Here is a 15,235-nt window from a genome sequence, read left to right on the forward strand (position 1 = left end):
GGGGGGTTCAGCCCGACGACGTGAGCGGTTCGCGTCAGGTACGGGGCAGGTGGGTCGGGGTGGGTCAGACGCCGAGCACGGGGAGGACCACGGCGTCGACGTACGAGGCGAGGAAGGCGCGGTCGACCGGGCGGTCCTCGATGAGGTCCCGGGCGACGAAAGCGCCGGTCATCATGTGGACGACGTACTCCAACGCCGGATTGTCCGCGGCGACCTCGCCGCGCTCCACCGCTCTGCGCAGCAGGTCGTTCAGGCCCGTCAGCTCCGGCTCGATGAGCAGGTTCCGCAGCGCCTGGCGGAGTTCGGGGTTGTCGTGGACGGCGTGGAAGAGGCCCCGCATCAGCGCGGCGTCCTTCTCCATCTGGCAGTCGTCCGAGCGGGCCACCATCTCGTTCAGGTCGCCGCGCAGCGAGCCGGTGTCGATGTCCGCGAGGGACACCGGCTTGTCGTGCCGCAGCGCCTTGGCGATCAGCTCCGGCTTGCTCCCCCACTGGCGGTAGAGGGTGGCCTTGCTGCAGCGGGTGCGAGCGGCCACGGCGTCCATGGTGAGGGCGTCGTAGCCGACGTCGCGGAGCAGGTCGAGCACGGCCTCGTACAGCTCGGCCTCGCGCTCGGGGGTGATCCTGCTGCGCCGCGTCGCCGCCGTGTCAGTCATGATCGCCGCCTCCTGTTCCGGTTGTTCCGGCCGCATCCTGTTTCCGGACACATCTCGTTCCGACCGCATTCGGACCATTCCGAACGAAACGGTTTCGTACACCGGGGAGCGTACCGCGAGCACCTATCGAAACGAAACGGTTTCGTACGCACTCCCGTGTGCGCTGCGTCACGCCATGCGTACGAGTTGCCGGGGCCCCCGGAGCGGAAAAGCATGGTGAGGTGACCGACGAGCGCGAGAACGCCCAGGCAGACCACGCCTACCTGCGATTTCCCCACCTCAGCGGCGACCGCCTCTGCTTCGCCGCCGAGGACGACCTCTGGGTGGCCCCCCTCACCCCCGAGGGCGTCCCGGCCGACCGGGCCTGGCGGCTCACCGTCGACCGCACCAAGGTGGGCCATCCCCGCTTCTCGCCCGACGGCCGCCACATCGCGTACACGACCTGGCGCAGCCTGGACCCGGAGATCCATCTGGCGCCCGTGGACGGCGGCCCCTCGCGCCGCCTCACCTACTGGGGCAGCACCGACACCCGGGTCTGCGGCTGGTCCCCCGACGGCGGCGTCCTCGCCGTCTCCTCGCACGGCCAGCCCTTCTCGCACTTCTGCTGGGCCTACAGCGTGCCCGTCGACGGCTCCCCCGGCGGCCAGCTGCCCTGGGGCCCGGTCGCCGACATCGCGATCACCGACACGCTCGCCGACGGCGACTGCGACCGCAAGACGCTGCTCCTGACGGGCAAGCCGCCCCACGAACCGGCCGCCTGGAAGCGGTACCGGGGCGGGGCGACGGGCCGCCTGTGGATGCACGGCGAGCAGATCCTCGGCCACCTCGACGGGCATCTCGACTCGCCCATGTTCGTGTCCGGGCGCATCGCCTTCCTCTCCGACCACGAAGGCGTCGGCAATCTGTACTCCTGTCTGCCGGACGGCTCCGACCTGCGGCGCCACACCGACCACGACGCCTTCTACGCCCGACACGCCGCCAGCGACGGCACGCGCGTGGTCTACCAGTGCGCGGGCGACATCTGGCTGGTGGACGGGCTGGACGCCGACTCGGTGCCGCGCCGGCTCGACGTGCGGCTCGGCGGTCCGCGCACGGGGCGGCGGGTCTACCAGGTGCCGGCCGCGCAGCACCTCGACGCGCTCTCCGTGGACCCGACCGGGCGGGCCAGCGCGGTCGTCGTACGCGGCAGCCTGTACTGGCTCACGCACCGGGACGGCCCGGCCCGCACCATCACCGACACCCCGGGCGTCCGGGTGCGTCTGCCCGAGATGCTCGGCACCGGCGGGCAGGTCGCGTACATCACCGACGCCGCCGGCGAGGACGCCGTGGAGATCGCCTATCTGCCGCGCGCCAGCGGCGACCGCCCGCCGCGCAGGCTGGCGAGCGGCGGCCTCGGCCGCGTCCAGGAAATGGTCTCCGACCCCGACGGCGACCGGCTCGCCATCGCCTCGAACGACGGCCGCCTGCTGCTGCTCACGGTGACCGACGAGGCGGGCGCCACGGAGCCGTCCCGTCGCCTCCACGAGGTCGGTGAGATCCGCGAGGCCGCCGAGGCCGCCGAGGACGGGGAGGCCGACGGGGGCGGCGAGGTCACCGAGCTGATCCGTTCCCTCAACGGGCCCGTCCGCGACCTGGCCTTCTCTCCCGACGGGGCCTGGCTGACCTGGTCGCATCCCGGCATCGGCCGCTCCCTGCGGCAGATCAAACTGGCCCGCATCTCCGGTCCTGGACCCCATACGGTCGTCGACGTCACCAACGGCCGCTTCGAGGACGAGAACCCCGTCTTCACCCGCGACGGCCGCTACCTCGCCTTCCTCTCCTGGCGCGGCTTCGACCCCGTCTACGACGTGCACACCGGCGATCTCTCCTTCCCCCTGGGTTGCCGCCCCTATCTCGTACCGCTCTCCTCGGCGACCCCGTCGCCCTTCGCGCTGCTGCCCGACGGGCGCCCGGCGGCGGGGGGCCTGGACCCGGCCGACAACAGCGGGGGCGACGGCACCACGACGGTCGAGACCGAGGGCCTGGAGGCGCGGGTGACGCCGTTCCCCGTCGCCGCCTCGAAGTACTCGGCCCTGCAACCCGTCAGCGGCGGCGGCCTGGTCTGGCTGCGCTGGCCGATCTCGGGCGCGCTCGGCGAGACCTTCGCCAACCCGGCCGACACCACGGGCCGCCCCACCCTGGAGCACTTCAACATCGCCAAGGCGAAGAAGTCCCAACTCGTGGAGCACCTCGACTGGTTCGCGCTCAGCGGCGACGGCTCGCGCCTCGTGGTCGTCGACGAGGGCGAGCTGAGCGCCGTACCCGCCACCGAGCAGGGCGACGGCGATACGACGGTCTGGATCGACCTGCGCCGCATCCTGCACGAGGCCGACCCGGCCGCCGAGTGGCGCCAGGCGTACGAGGAGGCCGGCCGCATCATCCGCGCCTACTTCTGGGACCCCGAGATGTGCGGCATCGACTGGGACGGCGTGCTCGCCCAGTACCGCCCGCTGGTCGAACGCGTCGCCTCCCCCGACGAGTTCGCGGACCTGCTGCGGGAGGTCCTCGGCGAACTGGGCACCTCCCACGCGTACGTCTCCCCGGCCCGCCGCAACGAGGGCCCGCCCCACTACCAGCGCGCGATGGGCCTGCTCGGCGCGAACCTCGTCCGCAGGGACGACGGCTGGACGGTCAAGCGGATCCTGCCCGGCGACTCCTCCGACTCCAAGGCGCGCTCCCCGCTGGCCGGCGCGGGCATCCGCGAGGGCGCGGTCCTCACCCACGTCGACGGCCGCCCGGTCGACCCGGTGACCGGGCCCTACCCGCTCCTCGCGGCGGCGGGCGGCACGACGGTCGAGCTGACGTTCCGCCCGGCGGAGGGCGAGGGCCGCGCGCGGCGGGTCGCGATCGTCCCCCTCGTCAACGAACGCCCGCTGCGCTACCAGGACTGGGTGGCCAAACGCCGCGAGGTCGTCAGGGAGTTGAGCGGCGGCAAGTGCGGCTACCTCCACATCCCCGACATGGGCGGCTCGGGCTGGGCGCAGTTCAACAGGGACCTGCGTCTCGAAGTGTCGCGGCCCGCCCTGATCGTGGACGTACGCGGCAACGCGGGCGGTCACATCAGCGAGCTGGTCGTGGAGAAGCTCACCCGCAAGATCCTCGGCTGGGACCTCACGCGCAACGCCCAGCCGGTGTCGTACGCCTCGAACGCGCCCCGGGGGCCCGTGGTGGCCCTCGCGGACGAGGCGACCTCCTCGGACGGCGACATGATCACGGCGGCGTTCAAGCTGCTCGGGCTCGGCCCGGTCGTCGGACAGCGCACCTGGGGCGGCGTGGTCGGCATGACCGGGCGGCACCGGCTCGGCGACGGGACGGTGATCACGGTGCCGATGAACGCGGGCTGGTTCGACGAGTACGGCTGGTCCGTGGAGAACCACGGCGTGCCCCCGGACCTGGAGGTCCTGCGGACGCCGCTGGACTGGGCGGAGGGACGGCACGCCCAACTCGACGACGCGGTACGGGTGGCGCTGGACCTCCTGGAGAAGAATCCGGCGGCGGACCCGCCGGGCTACTCGGACGTCCCGGACCGCCGCCGCCCGCCGCTGCCGCCGCGCTCCTGACCCTGGGCCGGTAACTCTGCGCGATTGATCGAAATGCGCGGAATGTCCGCCCATGCAAATCTGGTCGAGGCCCCATCCCCCCTCACCCACAACGGGAGTGAAACGCATGGGCATCAAGGACCAGTTCCAGGACAAGGCGCAGGAGCTCGCCGAGAAGGCCAAGGGCGCCGTGGGCGACCGGCAGGACGAGGCGAGCGACCGCGCCTCGCAGGACCCGGACGAGGCCCAGCGGGCGGCGCAGGAGCAGCGGGACAAGTTCGACCGGGACTACGACGCGTAACGCTGCGCTGTACTTGAACGGGAAGAGGCCCCCGGTATTCCGGGGGCCTCTTCGGCGTGCCGGGACGGGCACGGCTCGACGCGGGGTCACGGGTGGGTGAGTGGGAAACATCCGCCGCGGAGCGGTGGCACAGGGAAGACCCCGGGCACCGTCAGGAGCCGCCCGAGCCCGCGCCGCGCCACGATCGCTCGTCGGCGGAGCCCCCCGCCCCCACCAGCCCGGTGTGCACCGCGCCCAGCCTCGGCTCGAAGCGCCGCATCTCGCGCCGTCCGGCCGCGCCGATGAGGCCCGGCAGATAGCCCCGTACGCCCTGCATGCCCCGCAGCCACCACTGCGCGTACACATGGCTGGAGCGCCGCTCGATGCCGGCCACGAGGCGGTCCACCGCCGGGCCCAGCGGATACGTCTTGTTGGACGGCCACGGCAGCCGCTGCCGCAACTCCCGCATCACGTCGTCCTGGTCCGCGCCCCGCACCATGTCCGTGTCCGTCCAGGACAGATAGCCGACGCCGACCTTCACCCCCTTGTAGCCGACCTCGGCCCGCAGCGCGTGCGCGTACGCCTCCACGCCCGACTTCGACGCGCAGTACGCCGTCATCATCGGCGCGGGCGCGATCGCGGCGAACGAGGCGATCTGGAGCAGGTAGCCCCGGCTCTCCATGAGGACGGGAAGGAAGGCGCGGCCGGTCACCGCGCTGCCGATGAGGTTCACCTCGATGACGCGGCGCCACGCCTCGGGGTCGGACTCCACGAAGGGCCCGCCCCCGGCCACCCCCGCGTTCGCGACGACGACGTCGACCTTCCCGAAGCGCTCCTTGACCTCCTGCGCGACCTGAGCCATCGCCTCATGGTCGGTGACGTCCGCGTACCAGTGCCCGGACTCGGTGTGCAGCCGCTCCGAGACCCGCTTCAGCTCGTCCGGCTCCAGACCGACGAGCGCCACCCGGGCGCCCCGCGCCGACAGCTTGCGCGCGAGCAGCTCGCCGACTCCGCGCGCCGCACCCGTGACGACCGCGACCTGACCCTCCAGGCTGACCCTGCTCATGCGCCCTCCTTCACCTGTACGTACGTTCCGACGAGTTCCCTGATGCGCGCGGTGACGGCCTCGGGCGCCTCGATGGGCGTCATATGACCGACCCCGGCCAGCTCGGTGAGCCCCACGCACTCGGGCAGCGCGGCCGCGATCCGCCGCGCGTGCACGACGGGCGTGAGCCGGTCGACCAGGCCGACGAGGACGGCGGTGGGCACCCGCAACGCGCCCACTTCGACGTCCAGTTCGAGCGTGCCGAGCACCTGGGACCACCCGTGGCGCACGATCGTCGGACAGGCGTGCACGATCCGGGCGCACGCGTCGACCTTGTCCGGCGCCGCGCCGGGCGCCATGGTCCCGTACTTGAGGACGCGCCTGGTCAGTGCTGTCACCGGCCCGAGCGGCGCCCGCGCACCGAGCACCGACCGCGTGATCCGCGTCCGCACCCGCCCGGCCCGCAACGGCACGACCAGCGACTCGGCGACCAGACTCGAACTGCCCGTGCTGCACAGCAGTACGGCGGCCGCGTGCTCCCGCACCGCCTCGCGCCCGCCCGCCGCCATGATCGTCATGCCGCCCATGGAGTGCCCGACGAGCAGGGCCTTCTCGCCCGGCGCGAGCGTCGCCGCGAGGACCGCTTCGAGGTCGTCGGCGAGCGCCCGCGTGCTGTACCCGTCGGTGTCCGCGGGAGCGGCACTGCGCCCGTGGCCGCGCTGGTCGTACGCGATCACCCGGTGGTCGGCGCCGAGGGCTCGCAACTGTGCGGCCCAGAAGGCCGTCGAGCACGTCCACCCGTGCACGAGCACCACGGCGGGCGCTCCCTCCGACCCGTGTATCTCGACGTGGATGCGGGCCCCGTCGGCGGAGACGGCGGTCAGTCGGCGCGCGGCGGCGGGCGGCGCGTAGGGCCCGCTCAGGGCGTGGGTCGGCCGGCTCATGCCCCGGCCTCCACCTTCGCGCCGCCGGACTCCTTCTCCGTACGCGACACCGGCGTCGCCGCCTCCGACGGCCCCGGCGGGCGCAGCACCTCGTACTCGGAGAGGTCGACCCGCCGTGTCGCCGCCCTGAACTCGGTGGTCGTACCCGGCCAGACCGTGGTGTTGACGCCGTTCGCGTCGAGGTACCAGCTGGTGCAGCCGCCGGTGTTCCACACGGTGCGTTTCATCCGCTCCTGCACCCGGGTGTTCCAGGCGCTCACCGCGCTCTCGCGCGCGGCGAGCGCGACGCGGCCTCCGAGGACATCCAGCTGCCGCAGGTAGTCGGCCATGTAGTTCAGCTGGGACTCGATCATCAGGATCATGGAGGAGTTCCCGAGGCCGGTGTTCGGGCCGATGATCGTCATCCAGTTGGGGAAGCCGGCGGCGGTCGCGCCCCGCAGCGCGTTCATGCCGTCCTTCCAGCTCTCCATGAGGGTGTGTCCCCCGTCCCCGATGACACGCTCGGCGATCGGCATGTCCGTGACGTGGAACCCGGTGCCGAAGATGATCGCGTCGACCTCGGTCTCCGTACCGTCCGCGGCGACCACGGTGCCGCCCCGCACCTCGGCGAGGCCGCTCGCGACGACGTCGACGTTGGGCCGGGCGAGCGCCGGATAGTACGTGTTGGACAGCAGGATGCGCTTGCAGCCGATGCGGTACGTGGGTGTCAGCTTGGCCCGCAGCGCCGGGTCCTTGATGGCCCGGTACATGTTCCGCTTGGCGATCCGCTCGACCAGGCCGAGTTCGTTCGGCCGCTTGGTGAACGCCTGGACCTGCAACTCCCGGATCCCCCAGAGGATTCCGCGCCGGGCCTGCGTGGTGAACGGCAGCTGCCTGTGCAGCCAGCGCTCGGCGCCGCTGATGGCACGGTCGGCGCGCGGCATCACCCACGGGGGTGTGCGCTGGAACAGGGTGAGCCGGCCGACCCTCTTCTGGATCTCGGGCACGATCTGTATGGCGGAGGCGCCGGTGCCGATCATCGCGACGCGCTTGCCGCGCAGGTCGTAGTCGTGGTCCCAGCGGGCGGAGTGGAAGATCTTGCCCGGGAAGGTGTCGATGCCGGGGACGTCCGGGGTCTTGGGGTCGGAGAGCGGCCCGGTGGCCGAGACGACGACATCGGCGGTGAGGGTGCCCGTGCTGGTCTCTATCTCCCAGCGCAGCCGCTCGGCGTCCCACCGCATCAGCTTCACCTCGGTGTCGAGGCGGATGTGCGAGCGCAGCCGGAAGGTGTCGGCGATCCGCTCCAGGTACTCCTGGATGTGCTCCTGCCCCGAGAAGGTGCGCGGCCAGTCGGGGTTGGGCGCGAAGGAGAACGAGTACAGGTGCGAGGGCACGTCGCAGGCGCAGCCCGGATAGCTGTTGTCCCGCCAGGTGCCGCCCACCGCGGCCGCCCGCTCCAGGACGACGAAGTCGGTGATGCCCTCCCGGCGCAGCCGCACGGCCGCCCCGAGGCCACCGAACCCGGACCCGATCACCGCCACCCGTACGTGCTCGTGCTCGCGCCCCTGCTCAGGGCCACGCTCGCGCTCGGCCATGCCGCCGCCTCCCGAAGTCACGACTCTGCCAGTAACTACTGGCGCAATGGGGAGAGTAGAACACGTACGTACTCATGGGTAGGGGGTGGCCGGGGAAAGTTACCGACGGTACGACATGGGCCCGCGCCGGTACGGCCCAGGCTTCGCCGCTACGGCATAGGCTTCCGGCGTGGCAGACCGAGCAGACCGACCCCAAGGCGAAGGCGGCGTCCGCGAGTACCGCATGACGGAGCTGGCCGCGGCGGCCGGCATCACCGTGCGCACCGTGCGCTTCTACCGCGAGCGCGGACTGATCCCGCCGCCCCGCCGCGAGGGCCGCATCGCCTGGTACGACGACCACCACCTGGCGCGCCTGCGCACGATCGCCGCCCTCCTGGAGCGCGGCCACACCCTGAACGGCATCGCCGAGCTGGCCGACGCCTTCGAGAAGGGCCGCGACGTCGGCGAACTCCTCGGCCTCGGCGAGCCCACCGAGGAGCAGCCGGTCCGCCTCACCCCCGAGGAACTGGCCGACCACTTCGCGGGCGAGGTCACCCCGGAGAACCTCGCCGCCGCCCTGGACCTCGGCTATCTCGGCACCGACGGCGACGAGCTGGTCCACATCAGCCGACGCCTGCTCGACGCGTCATCTACCCTCGTACGCAAGGGAGTTCCGCTCGCCGCGGTCCTTGAGGCGGGTCAACTCGTACGCGAACACGCGGACGCGCTCGCGGAGTTGTTCATCACGGTCATGCGCACCCACACCCCCGACACGGCCGAGGTGGACATCGAACAGCTCCGCCCGGTGGCCAAGAGCGTGGTGGAGGCGGAACTGTCGATGGCCCTGGACCGCCGCCTCAACCAGTCCTGACAACGCGCCGCGTCAGCGCGGGAGCCACCAACGTGCCTTGTAGATACCGCCGTTGACGAGCTTGTAGCCACTCTCGGGCCGGTGGACGCTCACCGTCGTCGTCCACCACGTCTCCTCAAGGCCCTTCTCCGGCGCGGTGGTCACGACCTGCCCGGTACGCGGGTCGTCGCCGACGGCCTTCACGGACTTCCGGGAGATCGCCTCGGCCCCGGCGAAGTCCCGCACGAAGACCCCGCCACGCATCTCGTACTGGAAGACGGCCGCGTTCGTCGTCACCCACAACCGCCCCGGGCGCCCCGCCACGGGAAAGAGGTCGTGCCCGCCCGGCGTCCGGCCCGGCGTCCCCACCGGCAGTCCGACCGCGGACGTCCGCGTCAGCGTGGGCCGCGCGGCCGTGCCGCCCACCGCGTACGTCACCAGCTCGTCGTCGCCGATCGCCCACAGCACCCGGCGCACGCCGTCCCAGTGCAGCCCGTGCGCGCCCTTGAGCGTCGCCTCCGCGTACCGCGTGGCACGGGGGCCCTGCGACGCCGCGTACAGCCGCACGAGCGCGCCGGTGCTGCACGCGACGGCCACGTTGCCGTCGGGCAGGATCTCCGCGCTGTGCGGATTGAACAGATCGTCCCCGCCCCCGAGCGCCGCGCCCCAGTACCGCCTGCCCGTCGGATGCTCGACGACGGCCACGAACCCGAACGACGCCGTCGTCAGGACGTACGTGCGCTTCCGGTGCACCCGCACCTTCGCCTCGCACGGGTACACCCAGCTCCCGTCCGGACGCAGATCCTCGTAGCGGCGGTCGCCGAGCGGCGAGAACTGCCACCGCACCACCGACGGGTCGGCATCCGGGTCCCAGACGCGCCGCCGGGGGTCGAGGACGAGGATGCGCCTGCTCGCCTGCTCGGTCAGCAGGACGGGCGGCGTCCGGGCGGGCCGGCCGCCCCCGCTCGCCCCGTGCGCCGCCGGGGCGGGCAGTGCCGCCGAGATCCCGGCACCCGCGGCGCCCAGCACCACGGCACGTCTGGAAGGCATGGCCGACACGAAGTACCCCCCGGTCCACAGCAGTTGGTCACACACGCGACCGCATTGGTCATGTACGCGACCGCAATCTGCCATGCCCGGCGGGCCCGGGACAGCCCTCCGCCGGACTTTGTGGCCGTGTCCCTCCGACGACCACTCCCCTGGCGGATCCGGCGCGGGCCCTACAGGTCGTAGACCACCGTGACGGGAGCGTGGTCGCTCCACCGCTCGGCGTGGCTCGCGGCCCGCTCCACATACGCCTTGACCGCGCGCCCGGCGAGGCCCGGCGTCGCGACGTGGTAGTCGATGCGCCAGCCCGTGTCGTTGTCGAAGGCGCGCCCGCGGTAGGACCACCACGAGTACGGGCCCTCCACGCCCGGGTGCTGCGCCCGCACGACGTCCTCGTACTCCTCGAAGACCTCGCTCAGCCAGGCGCGCTCCTCCGGCAGGAAGCCGGAGTTCTTCTTGTTGCCCTTCCAGTTCTTGAGGTCGGCCTCCTGGTGGGCGATGTTCCAGTCGCCGCAGACGACGACATGCCGCCCCTCGGCGGCGGCCCGCTCCTTCAGCTCCTTCAAGTACGGGAGGAACTCCCCCATGAACCGCAGCTTCTCGTCCTGCCGCTCGGTGCCGACCTCCCCGGAGGGCAGATACAGGCTGGCGACGGTGACGCCCGGCAGATCGGCCTCCACATACCGCCCGCTGCCGTCGAACTCCGTCGACCCGAAGCCGACCCGCACCCGGTCCGGCTCGCGGCGCGTATAGAGGGAGACACCGGCGCGCCCCTTGGCCGCGGCGGGCGCGTGCACGACATGCCAGCCCTCGGGCCCGCGGACCTCGTCCGGCAGCTGCTGCGGCTCGGCGCGCACCTCCTGGAGGCACAGCACATCGGCCGTGGTCCCGCCGAGCCACTCCACGAAGCCCTTCTTGGCGGCGGCACGCAGCCCGTTCACATTCACAGAGGTCACTGTCAGCACAACACTCGCCTAACTCGTCCTTGGCCACTTCCACCTCGGGCCAGGGATCAGGCTCCCATACGACGGTGGCGCGGCCGGCGCCCGAGGGCGGGGGCCAGGAGCCGCCACCCTCGGAGCGCCGACGTCACCGCGTGGTGCCGGTCTTAGTCCATGACCAGGTCGCCGAAGGCGGTGATGGTGGTCTCCTCCACCTCGACCTCCTGCTCCCAGCCGTTGTTCGCGGACGCCGCGGTGGCTCCGGCCAGGGTGGCCGCGGCGGCCAGGGCGAGGGCGGCGAACACCGTACGAATGCGCATGGAACTCTCCTTCATGAGGTTTGTCCGACGCTCAGAAGGATCCTCCGGCACGCGCGCCGTCCCCGGCTCGGACACCCCTGATCAACCCGAACGCACGGCATCTTCGCCCGTACGGCCGGTCTCCGGTGCCACCAACGGACCCTGCACACTAGAACGCATGTTTCCCATAGCCACCTCTGTCCACCTGCGCACGGTCACGTTCGCGCACCCGCACGCGATCGAGCTGAACGACCGCGTCCAGCTCGAATACGCGGAGCGCTACGGCGACGAGGGCGACGTCACCTTCCTCGACCCGTCCATGTTCGAACCACCCCGGGGCCGCTACCTCATCGCGTACGACGGGAGCGGCACCCCGCTGGCCACCGGCGGCTGGCGCGCGATGGACGAGAACGACATGGGGTACGCCGACGGCGACGCCGAGCTGAAGCGGATGTACGTCACACCCCAGGCACGCGGCCTCGGCCTCGCCCGCCGCATCCTGGCGGCCCTGGAGGACGACGCGAAGGCGGCAGGCCGCGCCCGCATGGTCCTGGAGACGGGCACGAAGCAACCGGAGGCGATAGCGCTCTACACCTCCAGCGGCTACACCCTGGCCCCCGTGAAGTTCGGCCACTACCGCTTCGAGAACCTGAGCCGCTGCTACGTGAAGGCGCTCTAAGACTTACCGACACTTACCGGCACTTACCGACTCGGAAACGACGAGATCCCGCCCGATCAGATGATCGGACGGGATCTCGTGAACCACTCACGCTTTGACCCGTGAACGGTCTTGCAGGTGGACCTGTGGGGATTTGAACCCCAGACCCCCTCGATGCGAACGAGGTGCGCTACCGGACTGCGCCACAGGCCCTTGCAACGAGTGAAACTCTAGCACCCTCTACCGGGTGCTCGGAAATCCGCTCCCTGGCTGGTCAGCCCGGGCGGACCTCACGCCGCCTCACTCGTTGGCGGCACGGGGGCGGTCCCCGTCCTCGTACTGGTCGAAGAGCGGCGTACGACCGCGCTCGCGGGCCCGCCGCGCGGACGCGGCCCGGCGCTTGTCGCTGCGTCCGCCCGTGGCGTCCGCCCCCTCAACGGCGTCGATGTCCCCCGCACCCCCGGGGACCCGCCGCGGCTCTTCGGCGGTCGGCTCGGCGGTGCTGGAGCGCGCCGAACTCCACGCGTCGGGGGCGCCCAGGTCGACGCTGCCCGTGGCGCGCGGGGCGACCGGCGCGGTCACGTACGTCGGCAGGGGCACCGGGACCGGGTCCCAGCTGTCGCCGCGACCGGGACCGCGCTGCCGCTCGCGCTGCTGGTCGACCCACTCCGCGTGGTCGGTCTGCTCGACGAGGGCGCGACGGTCCGCGGCCAGCGCGGACAGGCCGGTCTCCGTCTCGGGCGCGGCGGCGTCCCGCGCTTCGCCGACGACGGGCTCGGCGCTCGTGGGCCCGCGGCGCGGCTGGCGCTCACGCAGTCGCTGTGCCGCGGCCTCGGCCCGCCGCCGGTCCATCGTGTACGTGAAGCGGCGCCGCTCCTGGCCGCGCAGATAGACGATGTACGCGCTCAGCAGCGCCGCGGGTCCCGCGGGCGCCCACAGGAACGCGAGGCCGCCCACGCCCGCGACGACCGCCCCGGCCGTGAAGGCGAGGAAGAGCAGCATCGTCGTACGACGGCGGCGCGCGAGGACCTTCGAGCGGCGGGCGCGCGCGGCGGCCTCGGCCGAGGCGGCGCGCTGCGCGGGCGATGCCTGGGCGCGCGGCGGCTGCTCACGTTCCGGTTCCGGTTCGGGCTCCGACTCCAGCTCGGGTTCCAGTTCCGGTTCGGGGCGCGCCTGCTGACGGGCCGGAGGCTCCGCCCGCGCCGCGGGCGGTAGCGCCGGGTCCGTCAAAGGCGCGACGAAGGCCCGGACGTCCACCGAGCCGGTGACGTCGTCCGGGTCGCCGCGCGTCTCGCCGTCCTCGGGCGAGCGGGCTTGCAGGTCCCTGGCGTATCGGCGCTCCATCGCCGCCCGTCCGGACAGCAGCCGGATGGCGGTGCTGAAGCGTTCCGTCGGACGGGCTTCGTTCAGCTCGTCCTGCCTACGGAGCCACATCGGCACCAAGTAGGCGGCCCAGGCCCCGACGATGACTGCGTAGATGAGGCCGCTGCTGCTCACGCTCACACGGTAGAGGGGTTTCGTTGAGGCCATCTGCCAATTGCGCCGGTGTGTCGCACGATCTGGCTGATATCTCGAACTTTTTTTGTGACTGATGCGATCAACAGGGGATCAACAGGCAGTCGCGGACGTGAAATTCCGATCGATTTCGAACACATATTTCATTTACGCGGGCCCGGCCGGGAACCGGAATCGGCTAGGCGGTGTTCCGAGGTCGCGCCCGGTGCCAGCGGCTCAACAACCCCTCCGGCACCTCTTCCGCGGTGAGCGCGAAGACGAGGTGATCGCGCCAGGCCCCGTCGATGTGGAGATAGCGTGGACGAAGCCCCTCCTCGCGGAATCCGAGTTTCTCAACGACCCGTCGGCTCGGCGTGTTCTCGGGGCGAATACAGACCTCGATACGGTGCAGCCCGACCGCGCGGAAGCAGTGGTCCACGGCGAGCGCCACGGCGGTCGGCATGACCCCCCGGCCCGCGACGGACTCGTCGACCCAGTAGCCGACGTGGGCCGAGCACATCGATCCCCAGGTGATGCCCGCTACCGTCAACTGCCCGACGAGGCGGCCCTGGTACTCGATGACGAACGGCAGCATCCGGCCCGCCCCCGCCTCGGCGCGCAGATGGCGGACCATCTGGCGGTAGGTGGGCCGGTGCACGATCGGGCCGCTGGCCGTGGGCGGCGGGATCGTGGCCTCCCAGGGGCGCAGCCAGTCGCGGTTGCGCCGGTTGACCTCACGCCAGGCACGCTGGTCGCGCAACTTTATCGGGCGGAGGGAGACATCGCCGTCCGTCAGCTCGACGGGCCAGGAAGGGCTGTTCAGCTCGTACCCCCCGATGGTCCGGACTGGCCGCCCGATCCGGGATGGTCGCCGCCGCGCAGCTGGTCGACGGCGTGCCGCAGCAGGGGCCCCAGGACGGCGAGACCGTCGCGTACGCCTCCTGTGGAGCCCGGCAGGTTCACGATGAGCGTGCGGCCCGCGACTCCGGCGAGGCCCCGGGAGAGCACCGCCGTGGGGACCTTGTCCCTGCCGTACGCACGGATCGCCTCCGCGATGCCGGGCACCTCGTGGTCGATGACGCGGCGGGTGGCCTCCGGGGTGCGGTCGGTGGGTGAGATGCCGGTGCCGCCGGTGGTGACGATCACGTCGTGGCCGGCCTCGGCCCCGGCGCGCAGGGCCCGCTCGACGGGGTCGCCGTCGGGGACGACCCGCGGCCCTTCGACGGCGAAGCCGAGCGCGGTCAGGCCCTCGGCGATCAGGGGGCCGCCCCGGTCGGCGTAGACGCCCGCTGCCGCGCGGTTCGAGGCCGTCACGACCAGCGCCGTGTACGGGGCTTCCGGGCCGCTCATGCGCCCGCTCCTTCGCGGCTCCAGTCCCCGGACTTGCCGCCCGTCTTCTCCTCGACGCGTACGTCCGTGATGACGGCGCCCTTGTCGACGGCCTTGACCATGTCGATCACCGTGAGGGCCGCGACGCTCACCGCGGTGAGGGCCTCCATCTCGACGCCCGTACGGTCCGTCGTCCTGACCGTGGCGAGGATCTCGACGGCGTCGTCCGTCACGGAGAGGTCGAGCTTCACTCCGGAGACGGCCAGCGGGTGGCAGAGCGGAATCAGGTCAGGGGTGCGCTTGGCACCCATGATCCCGGCGATCCGGGCGGTGGCCAGGGCGTCGCCCTTGGGGACGCCTTCGCCCCGCAGGAGTTCGATCACGCGCGGCGAGACCAGGACGCGGCCGCTGGCGTGGGCGGTGCGCGCGGTGACGTCCTTCGCGGAGACGTCGACCATGCGGGCCGCGCCCGCCTCGTCGATGTGCGTCAGTCGCTGCTGCTCAGGGGATCCGGGGGTGTCCCCCCGGGAAATCGCGGTCATGTGCTGTGGCGCTCCCGGTC

The 15,235-nt window shown here is 72.1% G+C and carries 15 protein-coding genes and 1 tRNA gene; 4 read left to right on the plus strand and 12 right to left on the minus strand.

Going from position 1 to position 15,235, the window contains the following annotated elements; translation table 11 throughout:
• Nucleotides 1–64: 64 nt before the first annotated feature.
• Complete coding sequence (locus tag CP975_RS14540; RefSeq protein WP_055527968.1) at nucleotides 65–655, minus strand: TetR/AcrR family transcriptional regulator; 591 nt, start codon at nucleotides 653–655, stop codon at nucleotides 65–67.
• 221 nt (nucleotides 656–876) lie between these two features.
• On the opposite strand from CP975_RS14540, the gene CP975_RS14545 reads away from it, so the two are divergent.
• Both CP975_RS14545 and CP975_RS35035 read left to right on the plus strand, forming a co-directional pair.
• Complete coding sequence (locus tag CP975_RS14545; RefSeq protein ID WP_055527910.1) at nucleotides 877–4,254, plus strand: S41 family peptidase; 3,378 nt, start codon at nucleotides 877–879, stop codon at nucleotides 4,252–4,254.
• Nucleotides 4,255–4,360: 106 nt separating this feature from the next.
• Nucleotides 4,361–4,534, plus strand: coding sequence for a hypothetical protein (locus tag CP975_RS35035; RefSeq protein ID WP_167532696.1), 174 nt, complete (start codon nucleotides 4,361–4,363; stop codon nucleotides 4,532–4,534).
• Between the two features lie 151 nt (nucleotides 4,535–4,685).
• Here the strand turns inward: CP975_RS35035 and CP975_RS14550 are convergent, their stop codons facing one another.
• From CP975_RS14550 to CP975_RS14560, 3 genes are read right to left on the minus strand one after another with little or no spacing between them, the layout of a single operon-like run.
• Complete coding sequence (locus tag CP975_RS14550; protein WP_055527911.1) at nucleotides 4,686–5,579, minus strand: SDR family oxidoreductase; 894 nt, start codon at nucleotides 5,577–5,579, stop codon at nucleotides 4,686–4,688.
• Nucleotides 5,576–6,502 (minus strand): alpha/beta fold hydrolase, encoded by a 927-nt coding sequence (locus CP975_RS14555; RefSeq protein ID WP_055527912.1) that lies wholly within the window; start codon nucleotides 6,500–6,502, stop codon nucleotides 5,576–5,578. Before CP975_RS14555 ends, CP975_RS14550 begins: the two co-directional genes overlap by 4 nt.
• The gene (locus CP975_RS14560) at nucleotides 6,499–8,076 is read right to left on the minus strand and encodes a flavin-containing monooxygenase (protein WP_055527913.1); all 1,578 of its coding nucleotides are present in this window, start codon (nucleotides 8,074–8,076) and stop codon (nucleotides 6,499–6,501) included. Before CP975_RS14560 ends, CP975_RS14555 begins: the two co-directional genes overlap by 4 nt.
• Before the next feature lie 223 nt (nucleotides 8,077–8,299).
• Between CP975_RS14560 and CP975_RS14565 the strand changes: the two genes are divergently transcribed.
• Nucleotides 8,300–8,926 (plus strand): MerR family transcriptional regulator, encoded by a 627-nt coding sequence (locus tag CP975_RS14565; protein WP_055527915.1) that lies wholly within the window; start codon nucleotides 8,300–8,302, stop codon nucleotides 8,924–8,926.
• A 12-nt stretch (nucleotides 8,927–8,938) separates the two neighbouring features.
• Here CP975_RS14565 and CP975_RS14570 read toward each other — a convergent pair whose 3' ends face one another.
• The 3 genes from CP975_RS14570 to CP975_RS35040 form a co-directional block, all read right to left on the minus strand.
• Nucleotides 8,939–9,955 carry a DUF6528 family protein gene (locus tag CP975_RS14570; protein WP_246201510.1) on the minus strand — a complete coding sequence of 339 codons (1,017 nt, stop codon included), beginning with the start codon at nucleotides 9,953–9,955 and terminating at the stop codon, nucleotides 8,939–8,941.
• Nucleotides 9,956–10,125: 170 nt separating this feature from the next.
• Nucleotides 10,126–10,917, minus strand: coding sequence for an exodeoxyribonuclease III (locus CP975_RS14575; protein WP_055527916.1), 792 nt, complete (start codon nucleotides 10,915–10,917; stop codon nucleotides 10,126–10,128).
• 143 nt (nucleotides 10,918–11,060) lie between these two features.
• Nucleotides 11,061–11,213, minus strand: a complete 153-nt coding sequence (locus CP975_RS35040) for a hypothetical protein (RefSeq protein WP_167532633.1) — start codon at nucleotides 11,211–11,213, stop codon at nucleotides 11,061–11,063.
• Nucleotides 11,214–11,370: 157 nt separating this feature from the next.
• Between CP975_RS35040 and CP975_RS14580 the strand changes: the two genes are divergently transcribed.
• On the plus strand, nucleotides 11,371–11,871 hold the full coding sequence (locus tag CP975_RS14580) for a GNAT family N-acetyltransferase (RefSeq protein WP_055527917.1): 501 nt from the start codon (nucleotides 11,371–11,373) through the stop codon (nucleotides 11,869–11,871).
• Nucleotides 11,872–11,989: 118 nt separating this feature from the next.
• Here the strand turns inward: CP975_RS14580 and CP975_RS14585 are convergent.
• The 5 genes from CP975_RS14585 to moaC all read right to left on the minus strand — a co-directional run bounded on the left by CP975_RS14585 (nucleotide 11,990) and on the right by moaC (nucleotide 15,215).
• Nucleotides 11,990–12,063, minus strand: a tRNA-Ala gene (locus CP975_RS14585).
• Between the two features lie 87 nt (nucleotides 12,064–12,150).
• Entirely contained in the window at nucleotides 12,151–13,347 is a 1,197-nt protein-coding gene (gene sepX, locus CP975_RS14590; protein WP_055527973.1) for a divisome protein SepX/GlpR, read from the minus strand.
• Between the two features lie 196 nt (nucleotides 13,348–13,543).
• Nucleotides 13,544–14,167: a GNAT family N-acetyltransferase gene (locus tag CP975_RS14595; protein WP_055527918.1), complete on the minus strand. Its 624-nt coding sequence runs from the start codon at nucleotides 14,165–14,167 to the stop codon at nucleotides 13,544–13,546.
• Nucleotides 14,164–14,694: a MogA/MoaB family molybdenum cofactor biosynthesis protein gene (locus tag CP975_RS14600; protein WP_055527919.1), complete on the minus strand. Its 531-nt coding sequence runs from the start codon at nucleotides 14,692–14,694 to the stop codon at nucleotides 14,164–14,166. Before CP975_RS14600 ends, CP975_RS14595 begins: the two co-directional genes overlap by 4 nt.
• Complete coding sequence (moaC, locus tag CP975_RS14605; protein WP_055527921.1) at nucleotides 14,691–15,215, minus strand: cyclic pyranopterin monophosphate synthase MoaC; 525 nt, start codon at nucleotides 15,213–15,215, stop codon at nucleotides 14,691–14,693. The genes CP975_RS14600 and moaC overlap by 4 nt, the downstream gene beginning before the upstream one ends.
• Nucleotides 15,216–15,235: the final 20 nt, after the last annotated feature.

The organism is Streptomyces alboniger, assembly GCF_008704395.1.
Taxonomy (GTDB): Bacteria; Actinomycetota; Actinomycetes; order Streptomycetales; family Streptomycetaceae; genus Streptomyces; species Streptomyces alboniger.

Bases quoted from the DNA above. Each gene is read 5' to 3' on its own strand.
- moaC (WP_055527921.1), bottom strand. From the start codon at position 15,215: ATGACCGCGATTTCCCGGGGGGACACCCCCGGATCCCCTGAGCAGCAG.
- CP975_RS14560 (WP_055527913.1), bottom strand. From the start codon at position 8,076: ATGGCCGAGCGCGAGCGTGGCCCTGAGCAGGGGCGCGAGCACGAGCAC.
- CP975_RS14550 (WP_055527911.1), bottom strand. From the start codon at position 5,579: ATGAGCAGGGTCAGCCTGGAGGGTCAGGTCGCGGTCGTCACGGGTGCG.
- CP975_RS35040 (WP_167532633.1), bottom strand. From the start codon at position 11,213: ATGCGCATTCGTACGGTGTTCGCCGCCCTCGCCCTGGCCGCCGCGGCC.
- CP975_RS14570 (WP_246201510.1), bottom strand. From the start codon at position 9,955: ATGCCTTCCAGACGTGCCGTGGTGCTGGGCGCCGCGGGTGCCGGGATC.
- CP975_RS14600 (WP_055527919.1), bottom strand. From the start codon at position 14,694: ATGAGCGGCCCGGAAGCCCCGTACACGGCGCTGGTCGTGACGGCCTCG.
- CP975_RS14580 (WP_055527917.1), top strand. From the start codon at position 11,371: ATGTTTCCCATAGCCACCTCTGTCCACCTGCGCACGGTCACGTTCGCG.
- CP975_RS14565 (WP_055527915.1), top strand. From the start codon at position 8,300: ATGACGGAGCTGGCCGCGGCGGCCGGCATCACCGTGCGCACCGTGCGC.
- CP975_RS14555 (WP_055527912.1), bottom strand. From the start codon at position 6,502: ATGAGCCGGCCGACCCACGCCCTGAGCGGGCCCTACGCGCCGCCCGCC.
- CP975_RS35035 (WP_167532696.1), top strand. From the start codon at position 4,361: ATGGGCATCAAGGACCAGTTCCAGGACAAGGCGCAGGAGCTCGCCGAG.
- CP975_RS14540 (WP_055527968.1), bottom strand. From the start codon at position 655: ATGACTGACACGGCGGCGACGCGGCGCAGCAGGATCACCCCCGAGCGC.